The organism is Caballeronia sp. NCF2, assembly GCF_023631205.1.
In the GTDB taxonomy this organism is placed as follows: Bacteria; Pseudomonadota; Gammaproteobacteria; order Burkholderiales; family Burkholderiaceae; genus Caballeronia; species Caballeronia zhejiangensis.
This window is the reverse complement of sequence record NZ_JALQDN010000092.1, coordinates 45,612-58,893: the sequence shown is the minus strand read 5'-3', so window position 1 is coordinate 58,893 and position 13,282 is coordinate 45,612. Positions and strand designations below refer to the sequence as shown.

Genomic DNA, 13,282 nt, shown 5'->3' with positions numbered 1-13,282 from the left:
TCGCGCTGTCTCTCCTGATCGACGCCTGCAATCCGCGTCGCGACATCCTCTCGTCACGTTGTGAACCGCCCTTCGGCTCGTCCGATGCACGGCGGCGGGAATCGCATTCCCCGATCAAGCGATGAACTCCCGCGCGACGCCAGCCCTTCCACTTCCGACATGCCAGACAACGAATACGCTTTTGCCCCGCCGTTTGCCCATGCCCCGCTCGCGCGAATGCTCGCGCTCGTCGCGGCCGCCGCCTTCGCGCTGTCCGCGTGCGGCGAGAAATCCGCCGCCGCCGGCGCGCCACCCGCGGCGAATGCGCCCGAAGTCAGCGTGATGACGCTGAAGGCGCAGCGCATCGACATCGTGGACGATCTGTCCGGACGCCTCTCGTCGGTCGAAGTCGCCGACGTGCGCCCGCAAGTCGATGGCATCGTGACCAAGCGGCTTTTCGTCGAAGGCTCGACGGTCAGGGCCGGCCAGCCGCTTTATCAACTCGATGCCGCGAGCTACCAGGCCGCGTACGACACCGCGCTCGGCACGCTGCAAAAGGCGATTGCCACGTCGAAGGCCGCCGACGTCACGGCGAAGCGCTATCAGGAACTCTTCAAGATCAAGAGCGTGAGCGCGCAGGACGTGGAGAACTACGCCGCCGCCGCCGACGAGGCACGCGCCGATATCGTCACGGATCGCGGCTCGCTCGAAACCGCGCGCGTGAATCTGGCGCGCACGCGCATCGTCGCGCCGATCAGCGGCAAGATCGGCAAGTCGGCGGTGACGGTCGGCGCGCTCGTCACGTCGGGACAATCGACGGCGCTCACGACCATCCAGTCGATGGACACGCTCTACCTCGACGTCACGCGTTCCAGCACCGAAGCGCTGCGGCTCTCGAAGGCCATCGCGTCCGGCGCGCTGAAGCCCGGCACGAGCAAGGTCACGGTGCAGACCGAAGACGGCGCGACCTACGCGCATACCGGCACGCTGCTCTTCTCCGATGTCACCGTCGATCAGACCACCGGCTCGATCACGCTGCGGGCATCGATTCCGAACCCGGAGCATCAGCTTCTGCCGGGCATGTTCGTGCAGGCGCAACTCGACGAAGGCGAGCAGGACGCGATTCTCGTGCCGCAAACGCTCGTGAATCGCGGCGCGGGCGGCACCTCGACCGTGCTCGTCGTGAACGCGCAGAACGTCGTCGAAAGCCGCACCGTCACCGCCGATACGGCGCACGGCAACGACTGGATCGTGACGCGCGGCCTGCGCGCGGGCGAGCGCATCGCCACCGACAATCTGCAGGTGGTGAGCGCGGGCATGAAGGTCTCGCCCGTCGAACGCGATGCGCAAGCGCAGCTCGCCAAGGGAGACTGACGCACGATGCTCTCCCGTTTCTTCATTCACCGGCCCGTGCTCGCATGGGTCATCGCCATCGTCGTGATGCTGATCGGCGCGCTCTCGCTCCGCACGCTGTCCGTCGAGCAATATCCGAACGTCGCGCCGCCGTCGATCCGCATCACCGCGACCTATCCGGGCGCATCCGCCGATACGCTCGCCACCACGGTCACGCAGGTGATCGAGCAGGACATGACGGGCATCGACAATCTGATGTACATGTCGTCGACGAGCAGTTCGGCGGGCACGGCGACCATCACGCTGACGTTCAAGTCGGGCACCAACGCGGACGTCGCCGCGATGCAGGTGCAGAACAAGGTGCAGGAAGCGAACGCATCGCTGCCGAGCGCCGTTCAGCAACAGGGCATTCAGGTCAGCAAGACCGCGGGCAACATCCTGATGGTCGTATCGGTCACGTCCACGGACGGCCGCATGAACACCGTCGATCTCGGCAATCTGCTCGCGACGCGGGTGCAGGATCCGCTCACGCAAATCAGCGGCGTCGGGCAAGTGACGCTCTTCAGCGCGCAGCACTCGATGCGCGTGTGGCTCGATCCCGTCAAGCTGCGCAGCGTCGGCCTGATGCCGAGCGATGTCACGACCGCCATCGACAGTCAGAACGCGCAGCTTTCCGTCGGGCAGATCGGCGGCGCACCGCAGACGAAGACGCAAGCCATCAACGCGACCATCGTGACGCGCGGCTTTCTCAAGACTTCGGACGAGTTCGCCAACATTCTCCTGCGCGTCAATCAGGACGGCTCGCGCGTGTATCTGAAGGATGTCGGCACGGTCGAAGTCGGCGGCGACTCCTACGACATGACGTCGCGTCTGAACGGCAAGCCCGCCGCCGCGATGGGCATCATGCTCGCAAGCGGCGCGAACGCGCTGTCGGTCGCGAAGGCCGTGCGCGCGCAACTCGCGGTGTTGCAGAAGCAGATGCCGGGCGGCGTGCAACTGAGCGTTCCGCACGACACGACGCCTTTCGTATCCGCGTCCATCTCCGAGGTCATCACGACACTCTTCGAAGCCGTCGTGCTCGTGTTCCTCGTGATGTACCTGTTCCTCGGCAACCTGCGCGCGACGCTCATTCCGACCATCGTCGTGCCGGTCGCGCTGCTCGGCACGTTCGCGCTGATCGCCGCGGTCGGCTTCACCATCAACGTGCTGTCGCTGTTCGCGCTGGTGCTGGCCATCGGTCTTCTGGTCGATGACGCGATCGTCGTGGTCGAGAACGTCGAGCGGTTGCTGAACGAAGGCCTGTCGCCGCTCGATGCGACCATCAAGGCGATGGGCGAGATCGGCGGCGCATTGATCGGCGTCACCGCCGTGCTGACGGCCGTGTTCATTCCGATGGCGTTCATGTCGGGCTCGACGGGCGAGATCTATCGTCAGTTCTCGCTCACGATCACATCGGCGATGGTGCTCTCCGTGCTGCTCGCGCTGACGCTCACGCCCGCGCTGTGCGCGACGCTGCTGCGCCCGGTCGATCCGCAACATCAGCGGCGCGGCTTCTTCGCGTGGTTCGAGCGCACATTCGAAGGCGGCACGCGCCGTTACGAGCGTGTAGTGACGCGCCTCGTTGCGCGCCCGCTGCGCTGGATGGCCGCGTATGCCGCGATCTGCGGCGTGGCCGCGCTGCTGTACTGGCAGCTTCCATCGTCGTTCCTGCCGGATGAGGATCAGGGCACGCTGATGACCATCGTCAATCTGCCCGCGGGCAGCTCGAGCGTGCAGGCGAACGTCGTGGAGAAGCAGGTCGAGTCGTATTTCACGGCGCTTCCCGAAGTGGAGAACGTCGTCATGCTCGATGGCTTCAGCGTGTCGGGCAGCGGACAGAACATGGCGATGGCGATGGTCAAGCTCAAGGACTGGAAGGATCGCAAGGGCAAAGGCCAGTCCGCGGCGGAGATCGTCGGCGCCGCGAACGCGCACTTTCGCAGCTTGCGCGCCGGACAGGTCTTCGTGATGAATCCGCCCGCCGTGCAAGGTCTCGGCAGTTACAGCGGTGTCGATTTCGAACTGAAGGACATGGCCGGTCTGGGTCACGATCAGCTTGTCGCCGCGAGAAACAAGCTCTTGGCTCTTGCCGCGAAGGATCCGAAGATCACCGGTATGCGTCCCGCCGGCATGGCCGACGTGCCGCAGTACGCCGTGGATATCGATTACCTGAAGGCGTCGGCGCTCGGCGTCAGCGCATCCAATATCAACGACACGCTGCAGACCGCGTTTGGCTCGACCTACGTGAACAATTACGTGGACACGGGGCGCATCCAGAAAGTCTATGTTCAGGCGCTGCCGCAATATCGCATGATGCCCGCCGATATCGGCAAATGGTTCGTGACATCGAGCAATACGACGACGAGCACGACCAGCTACGACGGCAAGATGGTGCCGTTCTCGTCGTTCGCCTCGGGCCACTGGACGACCGGTTCTCCGCAAGTCGAACGCTACAACCGCAGCCTTTCGATGGAGATGACCGCGCAAAGCCCGCAAGGCGTCAGCAGCGGCGACACGATGAACGCGATCGAAGCGCTCGTCGCGCAGTTGCCGCAAGGCATTGCGATGGAGTGGACCGGCCAGTCGTATCAGGAGAAGCTCGCGGGCTCGCAGGCGACGTATCTCTATGCGCTTTCGCTGATCGTCGTGTTCCTCTGTCTCGCGGGTCTGTACGAAAGCTGGTCCGTGCCGTTCTCGGTGATCCTCGTCGTGCCGCTCGGCATCGTCGGGGCACTGGTCGCGGCGCATCTGCGCGGCTTCACCGACGACATCTATTTCAAGGTCGGCTTGCTGACGACCATCGGACTCGCGACCAAGAACGCGATCCTGATCGTCGAGTACGCGAAGTCCCTGCACGAGCGCGGTCACAGCGTGCGTCAGGCGGCGATCGAAGCGGCGCATCTGCGCTTGCGGCCCATCGTGATGACCTCGCTCGCCTTCGGCTTCGGCGTGCTGCCGATGGCGTTCGCGAGCGGCGCGGGCGCATCGAGCCGCGAGAGTCTCGGCAACGGCGTGCTTGGCGGCGTGATTGCCGCGACGCTGCTCGCCATCGTCTTCGTGCCAGTATTTTTCGTGCTGATTCGGGGCTTCGGAAACAGGAAGAAGGAAGGAGCCGCTCATGAATAAGCGCTTCGCTGTCTGCCGCATCGTCGCGGCGACGCTGACGGTTTTCGCGCTCGGCGCGTGCACGCTCGAGCCTCACTACGAGCGGCCCGCCGCACCGATGCCCGCGTCCTATCCGCAGTACGAATCGACGAGCGCGCAACAACAGGCATCGGCTGCCGACCTGCTGTCCGACTGGCGCTCGTTCGTGCGGGATCCGTATCTGCGTCAGTTGATCGAGCTTGCGCTGACGAACAACCGCGACTTGCGGCAAGCCGCGCTGAAGGTCGCGCAATACGAGGCGGAGTATCGGATCGTGCGCGCCGAACTGGGGCCGTCGATCACGGCGACGGGCACGCATAGCGCGTCGCACCAGTCGGGCGTGACGACGAAATCCACCAGCCTCGAACTCGGCACGAGCGCGTGGGAAATCGACTTCTTCGGCCGCATCCGCAGCCTGAAGGATCAGGCGCTGGAGCAGTATCTGTCGACGGACGCGGCGCGCCGCAGCACGCAGATCAGCCTCATCTCGACCACGGCGGCCGACTATCTGACATGGCTCGCGGATCGCGCCCTGCTCGACGTGACGGAACGCACGGTGGCTTCGTATCGCGACACCTACGAGACGACGCTGCGCGCGGCCAATCTCGGCAGCGGCTCGATGGAAGACGTGCAGTCCGCGCGCACATCGCTGACGAGCGCAATGGCGAATCTCGCCGCGTATCGGCGCGCGGTGGAGCAGGATCGCAACAACCTGATCGCGGTGATCGGCTGCCCGTTGCCCGACGGCTTCCCCGACGATCGCGCCTTGCCCGACGAACCGCTCTTCGCCGCCGTGCCCGAGGGCCTGCCTTCGACGCTCTTGACGGAGCGGCCCGACATCATCGAGGCGGAACATGCGTTGAAGTCGGCGAACGCGTATATCGGTGCGGCGCGCGCGGCGTTCTTCCCGACCGTCTCGCTGACCGCGACGGGCGGCGTCGCGAGCAACGGGCTGTCGTCGCTCTTCAAGGCGGGTTCGGGCGCGTGGGCGTTCGAGCCGTCGATCAGCGTGCCGATCTTCCAGTTCGGCAGTCTGCGCGCCTCGCTCGACTCCGCGACGATCTCGAAGAACATCTACGTCGCGGCGTACGAAGGCACGATCCAGACCGCCTTCAAGGAGGTGTCGAACGCGCTCGCGGCGCGCGCCACGTATGTCGATCAGACCGCCGCGGACCTTCAGTATGTCGATGCCGCGCAGCAGTACTACGACATCGCCAATGCGCGCTATCGCGGCGGCCTGGACAGCTTCCTCACTTTGCTCACGGCGCAGCGCACGCTGTTCAGCGCGCAAACCCAGCTCGTGACCGACCGCGCCGCGCAACAGACCAACATGGTGACGCTCTACACGGCGCTGGGCGGCGGCTGGCGCAAGGATGCGCAAGTGCAGGAGACGGCGGCGAAATAGTCCGAACGCGCTTCATTCGTGCTGCGAGGGCCGTCGCCTGTCGCGCTCGGCCATATCGCGACGCAGTTCTCGTTCGGCGTGAGCTTTCTGCTCGTCGGCGCGGTGTTCATTCCGAGCGGCATCGGCACGTTGTTCATTCCGGAACGTCTGTACGACACGAGCGATTCCGGCCCATCGACGCCCGCGCGATCACGCCGATGACGGCGCCGTCGCGCAACCGCTCATCGCGCGCTGATCGTCGTCGGCGCTGACGGGCGCGAGCGCCATCAGCCGCGCGAGCACCGGCCAGCGCGTCACCGCCGCGCGCAATTCCTCGTCGGCTTCGGCATCGAAATAGCGCGCGGCGTCGAGACCGGCGACGCGCTCCGCAAGCGCGACGACATCATGCCGGTCGCGCGCTTCCTTGTTCAGCGTGTTCATTTCTGATCCACCCATACGCCGTCCGGCGTCTTCACGACATAGCCCGTCGCGGTCTTCATCGTGACGGTGCCTTCGTTCTCGCCGATCATCGGCGTCTGCGGCAGATTGGCCGCGTATTGCGACAGCGTGACGCCCGCCTTGAACGGACTGTTCGACACGAGGTTCGACAGCAATTGCGCGATGGCGAGATGCCCGGTCGGCTGATCGATGACGGTCGTCGCGCCGTGATTGCCCGTGAAGCCGACGAGCCGCACGCCCACCGGCCCGTGGATCACGCTCGGCGTCGGAATCTCGCGCAGGCCCGCGACCTGATTGGCGTCGCCGCGCAGCGCCGCGCCGTGCTCGGGCACGAACACGATCACCGCGCGCCGCCCCGATTGCTGGATCAGATCGGCGAACTTGTCGAAATCGCTCATCAGCTTCGCCACGCGCAGCGGATACGACTCGAGGCTCGTCATCTTGTTGTTCGGCAGGCGGTTGCCGTCGTGCAGGCTGATCGTGTTGTAGTACAGCGCGACCGGTCCCGGCTCCCGCGCGCGCTCTGCGTACCAGTTCGCGAGCGTGCCGTAATCGTCCATGATCGGCGAGCCGTCGAACGCGTGCATCGCGACGGGCGCGGCCGTGTTCGGCACGAAAGGCACGTTCGGCACGCCGATGTTCTCCTTCACGAGCTGCGTGAAGTTGTCGAAGTGGCCGTCGTGATTGAACGTGACCTGCGGCGTGTAGCCGGCCTGCGCAAGATCGGCCATCAGATGACACTGCGCGGGCGCGTCCTTGTACAGATCGGCGTGCGCTTCCTGTCCGCACGACGCGCGCAGCACGCGAATCGCCGCCGGGCCGCTGTAGCTCGCCGCCGTGCTGAAGTTCGTGAACAGATAGTCGAAGTGCGACAGGAACGGATGATTGCGCTGCTTCGATACATCGAGGTCGTCCCACGACAGCGAGCAGATGTGCAGCACGATCACGTCGAACTGCTCTTTCGGATCGCTCGACAGATGACCGAAGCTCACCTGTCGCTGCGACTCCTTCGCTCTGAATGCCGCGAGCGTCGCGTTGTAATCCAGGGGGTCCGCGGATTGACGGTTAGTTGCGGCAACGGCATTGCCCTGCGGCTTCGCCTCGATGCGCGCGAGCACCGCATTCGCGCCCTGCCACACCGGCAGCGCGACGAGCGCGATCATCACGAAGGTCGCGACGCGCAGCCAGCGATTGACGACGAGATACGCGACGAGCAGACCGAGCGCGACGGCGAGCAGCATCGGCGGAAGAAAGCGCGGCAGCAACTCGAGCCAGTAGCCGAAGCTGAAGGTCGCGAGATTGCCGAATTCCTCGACGATGCGGCCGAACGGCGGCACGTTCGCCTCGCGATACATCAGCGGCAAACCGATGCCGAGCCCGGCGACGAACCGCACCGCCCGCCAGATGCGCGAGCGCAGCGGCGAGCTCGCGGCGAGCGCCACCGCGAACGCGATGTTCGCGAGCCATATCGGCTTCAGATGCCCCGTCGAAAAGAGCGCGATCTTGATGATGAAATACAGGTTCCAGAAGGTCATCTTCGTTCTTCTTGTCAGTAGCGGCGGCCATCGAGCGCGAGCTTGTCGAGCAGCGCGCGGCGCGCTCCGCCGAACAGCCGCGCATAGCCTTCGAAGCCCATCAGCAGCACTTCCTTCAGGCCCTTGAGCGGCGCGTCGTCTTCGGTGCGCTCGTCCCATTCGATCCACGCATCCGCGCGGCCGAACGTGCATTGCACGAGACGGCGCTCGTCTTCGAGCGTGAGCGAATCGAAGCGCACGCCCAGATGCGTGCCGGAAAGGCGCGTCACGCGCACCGGAAAGTGAAACTGCCGCTCGCCGCGGCTCACGACGACGCCGAGCGTGTCGCCGGCTTCGAGCGACAGCAATCCTTCGCCGACGACGAGCCCGAGCCCGCCTGTCGAGTAATCGCTCGTGCTGCACGCGATGCTGCTGCCGTCGTTGAGCACGAGCGTCGCGGGCATGTTCATCGCGATGCGATGCGTGACGCGCACCTGCTTCGCCTCGCGCGCGACGCTCACCGCCGCGCCGAGCATCACGAGGTTGTAGAGCGTCCAGAACACGTTCATCAGGATGGTCGCGTCTTCGTCGCCCGCGCCGGCGATCAGCTTCACGATGCCGACGGACATCGCGAGCGCGTTCAGGCCGAGCAGCACGAGATACGGCTTGCTCATCGCCCAGTCGATATACGTCTCGTCGATGCGCCCGCCCTTGTCCGTCACGTTGAACTTGCCATGCTTCGGGCTGAAGAACGCGATGGTCGTCGGCAGCGCGATATACCACGCGAGCACCGACTCATAGACTTCGGCCCAGAACGAATGCCGGAACTTGCCCTGCATCCGCGAGTTCGCGATGTTCGCGATGACGATGTACGGCAGCACGAAACCCGCGATGGTCGTCGCCGCCGCGTTGATGAAGTACATCTGGAAGAAGAGGTACCACATCGGCATGGTGAGGAACACGAGGCGCGGAATGCCGTAGAAGAAGTGCAGCATCGCGTTGCCGTAGCACAGGCGCTGAAAGAAGTTCAGCCCGCGCCCGAAAAACGGATTGTCGATGCGGAAAATCTGCGCCATGCCGCGCGCCCAGCGCGTGCGCTGCTTGATGTGGCTCGCGAGGCTTTCGGTGGCGAGACCGGCGGCCTGCACCGTCGGCAGATACGCCGTCGTATAGCCGCGCCGATGCAGCTTGAGCGCCGTGTGCGCGTCTTCGGTCACGGTTTCGACCGCGATGCCGCCGACCTCTTCCAGCGGCGCGCGCTTGATGACCGCGCACGAGCCGCAGAAGAACGTCGCGTTCCAGAGATCGTTGCCCGCCTGCACGAGCCCGTAAAACAGATTGCCTTCGTTCGGCACGCGGCGGAACGTGTCGAGATTGCGCTCGAACGGATCGGGCGAGAAGAAGTGATGCGGCGTCTGCACGAGCGCGCATTTCGGATCGGCGAAGAAGGTGCCCATCGTCGCTTGCAGGAAGGAGCGCGTGGGGACGTGATCGCAATCGAAAATGGCGATGTATTCGCCGTGCGTCTTCGCGAGCGCGCGATTGATGTTGCCCGCCTTCGCGTGCTGATTGTCGTCGCGCGTGATGTAGCCGATGCCCGCCGCCCGCGCGAGCGCCTCGAACTCCGGACGATGGCCGTCGTCGAGCAGCCAGATATTGAGCTTGTCGCGCGGCCAGTCGATGCCTTGCGCGGCGAAAAGCGTCGGCTTCACGACCGACAGCGGCTCGTTGTAGGTCGGAATGAAGACATCGACGCTCGGCCAGTCGGCGGGATCGTCGGGCAGCTTCGACACGGCGCGTTCGAGCGGCCACGCGGTCTGCACGAAGCCGAACAGCAGGATCATCCACGTATAGGCTTCCGCGCCGAAGAGCGCGTAGCCGACGATCGCCTCGCCGGGCGTGCGGAAGTCGAGCGTCTCGGTCGTGCGCCACCAGACGTAGCGCGCGGTGACGAGCAGCGCGAGCGACGCGAGAATCAGCACCGGCATGCGCCCCGGAATGCGGCGGATGACGAGCGCCGCGATCATCAGCACGACGAAGAACACGAACTGGCTTCCCGACGCGAGCGGCGACGTGCCGACGACCGCCCACAGCAATCCGCCGATCACGACGAGCGCGGGCAGCATCCAGCGCTTCTTGCCGATGACATTCGCGCCGCCCTCGAGCCGCGCGCCGAAGCGCGCCCACGGCAGTCCGTCGATGGCGGCATCGATGCGGCGCTTCATCCACATCAGCGCGAGAGCGAGCGGCGTGAGCGCGCGTTCGATCAGGCCGAGCGCGGCCCGCGCATACGCGGCGAGCGGCTTCGCGTTTTCGCGCGGCGGGCGCACGAACGCGCGCAGCAGCCACGCCCAAGGATTGCGCACGTCGATGACGCCCCACTCGCGCGCCCACGCGAGCACGAACGCGCGCAGCATGTCCCGCGCGATGTCGCGCTTGCCCGCGCGCGGCGGCTTGAAGAAGAGACGCACGCACCAGTCGAACGCCGAGCGCGTGTCGGGCACGCCGAGCCCGCGCGCGATCCAGCCGATCGCGCGGTTCGAGCGGGAGCCTGGTTCGCGCTTCATGCCGTCTCGCTCGCGGTGAGCGCGGGCAGCCACGCATCGACGTGCTGCGCGAGACCGTGCAGATCGTGCGACGCCTGCAGATGCGGCGCTTCGTCGACAATCCACGCGCCGCGCGAAAACGCCTCGGGCATCGACGCTTCCAGATGAATGCGTTGCGCGAGCGGCATGTTCCCGGTCGCGGCGCGCAGCATCGCGAGCGCGTCGCGCTGCATCGCGCGGGCGGGATTCAGGCGATTCACGACGAGACGCACATCCGCGCACGATTCCCGCAGCGCGGGCAAACGCGCGACGAGCGTCGCGCACGCAGCCGGCTCAGGCGGGCACACGGCGAGCACGAGATCGGCGGCGCGCGCGGCGTGATCCGCATGCGAGCACGGATAGCGCGGCGTATCGATCAGCACGACGCCGGTCTCCGGCAAGCCGATCTCGCCGATCGTGCGTTCGAGCCATCGCGGATGCTCGCAAAGACGCGCTTCGCACGCGGCGGATCGCGCGGGCGTGAGACCGCCGTGCGGCACGAACAGCACGCCGTCCTCGTTGCGCCAGGTCGATTCGTGCCACTTGCGCGACGGATCGGCGAGCGCGCCGCCGATGCCTTCCGCCGCGAACGCGTCCAGCCCGAGATACGCGCCGAGCATGTTCTGCGGATCGAAGTCGAGCGCGACCACGGCGCGGCCGCGCCGGGCGAGCAGCGTCGCGAGCGATGCGGCGAGCGTCGTGCGGCCCGCGCCGCCCGCCGTCGAAATGAGCGCGATGGTTTTCATGGGCGGGAGGCGTCCTTCGGCGCGGCATCGACATCGGGGACGAGACGCGCGTTGAGCACGACCGGCTCGATGCGGCACGGCACCGCGTCGCGCGGATCGAAACCACGCGCGGCTACGAGACCGCGCCGCGCGCCCGCGCGCTGCCAGACGATCCACGCGGGCACGCCGGCCAGCACGCCGATCAGCATCGAAATGAGCAAGGTGTCCATCGTTTCAGTTTCCCGGTTCGGCGAGCGGCATATGCGCACGGACGGCGCGGCGCGCGGGCGGATGCAACGGACCTTCGTCGGTCGCGTTCCTGCGCGCTTCTTGGTTCAGCACGGCGTCGAGCGCGTCGAGTTCGGCGCGCGAGCGGCGCACGGATTCGCTTTCCGTAGCCGCATCCGCCTTGTCTTCCATCGCGATGACGGGCGCGGTCGCGGCGAACAGATCGCTGTAATCCGCCGACGGCGCGCGCCGGTTCTCCGCTTCGAGCGCCTGCAATTGCGCGCCGATGCCGTCGTCCGACAGATACGTGACGTCCTTCGCCACGCGCTCCACCGGCACGGTGAAGATGCGCGCGAGCGCGGCGTCGGCATCGGCGAGACGGCAGCCGAACAGGAACACGTACAGATGCGACGCGTCCGCCGTGAAGACATCGCCCGCGCGGCGCGGACGGCACCACGCGAGCGCATCGACGTGAGCGAGCGCAGGCGGCAGCGTCAGCTTCACGAGCACATGCGGCAGACGCAGCACCGCGCCGCGTGCGAGCGCGCCTTGCGTCTGCGCGCAGAACGCCGCCACGTTCTGATAGCCGAGCGCGGCATCGGCGAGCGACGCGGCGAGCGCCGTGCGGTAATCGGACAAAAGCGGACGCGTGTAGAGCTGGCCTTGCAGCGACTGCAACAGCGATTCGAGCCGCGAGAACGGCACGTCGCGCCCGACGACGAGATTCGCGCCGAGGCTCAGCATCAGCAATTCATATTGATGACGCAGCACTTCGCCGCGTTCGACCACGGCGATTTTGAGCGCGCGTCCGCAGCGGCGGCGCAGCGTGTGCACGGCGGCGCACAGCGCTTCGAGCTGCGCGCCGTTGCGATGCGCGAGCACGACGGTCGCGCCGCGCGCGCCATCGCAGGCGGCGACGACCGCATCGCGGTCCGCGAGCACTTCCCAGTCGCGCGGCACCCAAGCCTCGTCGCCGACGACCGCGCGGCTCACGACGACGCGCGCTTCGTCCGGCGCGAGACGCGCATCGCGGCGCGCATCGCCCGCGCGCTCGGGCGCGGCGATGCTCAGACGGCCGGCTTCGTTGAAGCGCAACGCGTGCACGTCGCCGGTGGCGAGCGCGCGGCCCGCGCGCCAGAAATCGACTTGCCACAGCAGTTCGCCGTGCGAGCGCCGCACGCGCGCAACGCCCGCGCACGCGCCGTTCAGTTCGCTGCGGCTTGCCGAAGCCTGAGTTTCGTCGATGCCCAAATCGTCATCGCTGGCGGCGTCGCCGAGCAGCAGGATCATCGTGATGCCGCGCGTCTCGCACCAGCTCGACAACAGCCGTCCTTCGCGCGCGAGCGCCGCCGGATCGCGCCACGAGAACCAGCGCTCCGCGCCTTCGACGATATACAGCGCGTTCGCGCGAAAGCCAAAGCGCTTGAGCGCGCGCAGGCCGCCGTAAAGGCGCGCGAGCGCGAGAGCGGGCGGTTCAGAATCGGCATCGGCGGATGCGGCTTCGTTCGGCATCGCGAGCACGTTCAGTCGGCGCGGCCAGCCTTGCGCCGCCGCGCCCGAAAAGCCCAGTTCGCGCGCACGCGCCGCCGCTTCCGCACGCTCGCGCGCGAGCACGACGCTCACATGGCGCGTGTTCGCGGCCCGCGCCGTGGCCCAGATGAGCGCATCGCATTCGGGCGAACGCGGCGCGACGTGCACCGCGTAGAGCGCGCCCGGCGCGAGCACGGCGAGATCGTCGGGAAGCGCATCGACGCCGATGCGGCCCGGCGCGGCATCGCGGCCCGCGACGCGCGCGCGCACGAAGCGCGCAAACGCGGCGATGAGGCTCGTTGCGCCACTGGATCGGTTCGATTCGTCGTTCACGGCAATCCG

The 13,282-nt window shown here is 66.8% G+C and carries 10 protein-coding genes; 4 read left to right on the top strand and 6 right to left on the bottom strand.

What is annotated here, in order from left to right; all coding sequences use genetic code 11:
• The first annotated feature begins 159 nt into the window (after positions 1 to 159).
• From NCS02_RS33730 to NCS02_RS33715, 4 genes are read left to right on the top strand one after another with little or no spacing between them, the layout of a single operon-like run.
• Positions 160 to 1,353 carry an efflux RND transporter periplasmic adaptor subunit gene (locus NCS02_RS33730; RefSeq protein ID WP_250520512.1) on the top strand — a complete coding sequence of 398 codons (1,194 nt, stop codon included), beginning with the start codon at positions 160 to 162 and terminating at the stop codon, positions 1,351 to 1,353.
• Positions 1,354 to 1,359: 6 nt separating this feature from the next.
• Positions 1,360 to 4,497 (top strand): efflux RND transporter permease subunit, encoded by a 3,138-nt coding sequence (locus tag NCS02_RS33725; protein WP_250520511.1) that lies wholly within the window; start codon positions 1,360 to 1,362, stop codon positions 4,495 to 4,497.
• A complete protein-coding gene (locus tag NCS02_RS33720) occupies positions 4,490 to 5,920 on the top strand; it encodes an efflux transporter outer membrane subunit (protein ID WP_250520510.1) in 1,431 nt (476 codons plus the stop codon). Before NCS02_RS33725 ends, NCS02_RS33720 begins: the two co-directional genes overlap by 8 nt.
• Before the next feature lie 18 nt (positions 5,921 to 5,938).
• Positions 5,939 to 6,121, top strand: coding sequence for a hypothetical protein (locus tag NCS02_RS33715; RefSeq protein WP_250437835.1), 183 nt, complete (start codon positions 5,939 to 5,941; stop codon positions 6,119 to 6,121).
• On the opposite strand, the gene NCS02_RS33710 is transcribed toward NCS02_RS33715, so the two are convergent.
• From NCS02_RS33710 to bcsE, 6 genes are read right to left on the bottom strand one after another with little or no spacing between them, the layout of a single operon-like run.
• The gene (locus NCS02_RS33710) at positions 6,110 to 6,340 is read right to left on the bottom strand and encodes a hypothetical protein (protein WP_008345789.1); all 231 of its coding nucleotides are present in this window, start codon (positions 6,338 to 6,340) and stop codon (positions 6,110 to 6,112) included. The genes NCS02_RS33715 and NCS02_RS33710 overlap by 12 nt on opposite strands.
• Positions 6,337 to 7,893: a cellulose biosynthesis protein BcsG gene (bcsG, locus tag NCS02_RS33705; RefSeq protein ID WP_250520509.1), complete on the bottom strand. Its 1,557-nt coding sequence runs from the start codon at positions 7,891 to 7,893 to the stop codon at positions 6,337 to 6,339. The genes NCS02_RS33710 and bcsG overlap by 4 nt, the downstream gene beginning before the upstream one ends.
• Positions 7,894 to 7,907: 14 nt before the next feature.
• Positions 7,908 to 10,439, bottom strand: a complete 2,532-nt coding sequence (gene bcsA, locus NCS02_RS33700) for a UDP-forming cellulose synthase catalytic subunit (RefSeq protein ID WP_250520508.1) — start codon at positions 10,437 to 10,439, stop codon at positions 7,908 to 7,910.
• The gene (gene bcsQ, locus NCS02_RS33695) at positions 10,436 to 11,203 is read right to left on the bottom strand and encodes a cellulose biosynthesis protein BcsQ (RefSeq protein ID WP_175982191.1); all 768 of its coding nucleotides are present in this window, start codon (positions 11,201 to 11,203) and stop codon (positions 10,436 to 10,438) included. Before bcsQ ends, bcsA begins: the two co-directional genes overlap by 4 nt.
• Complete coding sequence (locus NCS02_RS33690; protein ID WP_175982192.1) at positions 11,200 to 11,412, bottom strand: hypothetical protein; 213 nt, start codon at positions 11,410 to 11,412, stop codon at positions 11,200 to 11,202. Before NCS02_RS33690 ends, bcsQ begins: the two co-directional genes overlap by 4 nt.
• Before the next feature lie 4 nt (positions 11,413 to 11,416).
• A complete protein-coding gene (bcsE, locus tag NCS02_RS33685; RefSeq protein WP_239295266.1) occupies positions 11,417 to 13,273 on the bottom strand; it encodes a cellulose biosynthesis protein BcsE in 1,857 nt (618 codons plus the stop codon).
• Between the last annotated feature and the right edge of the window lie 9 nt (positions 13,274 to 13,282).

Coding starts and splice junctions, on each gene's coding strand:
- NCS02_RS33720 (WP_250520510.1), top strand. CDS start 4,490: ATGAATAAGCGCTTCGCTGTCTGCCGCATCGTCGCGGCGACGCTGACG.
- NCS02_RS33690 (WP_175982192.1), bottom strand. CDS start 11,412: ATGGACACCTTGCTCATTTCGATGCTGATCGGCGTGCTGGCCGGCGTG.
- bcsG (WP_250520509.1), bottom strand. CDS start 7,893: ATGACCTTCTGGAACCTGTATTTCATCATCAAGATCGCGCTCTTTTCG.
- bcsA (WP_250520508.1), bottom strand. CDS start 10,439: ATGAAGCGCGAACCAGGCTCCCGCTCGAACCGCGCGATCGGCTGGATC.
- NCS02_RS33730 (WP_250520512.1), top strand. CDS start 160: ATGCCAGACAACGAATACGCTTTTGCCCCGCCGTTTGCCCATGCCCCG.
- bcsQ (WP_175982191.1), bottom strand. CDS start 11,203: ATGAAAACCATCGCGCTCATTTCGACGGCGGGCGGCGCGGGCCGCACG.
- NCS02_RS33725 (WP_250520511.1), top strand. CDS start 1,360: ATGCTCTCCCGTTTCTTCATTCACCGGCCCGTGCTCGCATGGGTCATC.
- NCS02_RS33710 (WP_008345789.1), bottom strand. CDS start 6,340: ATGAACACGCTGAACAAGGAAGCGCGCGACCGGCATGATGTCGTCGCG.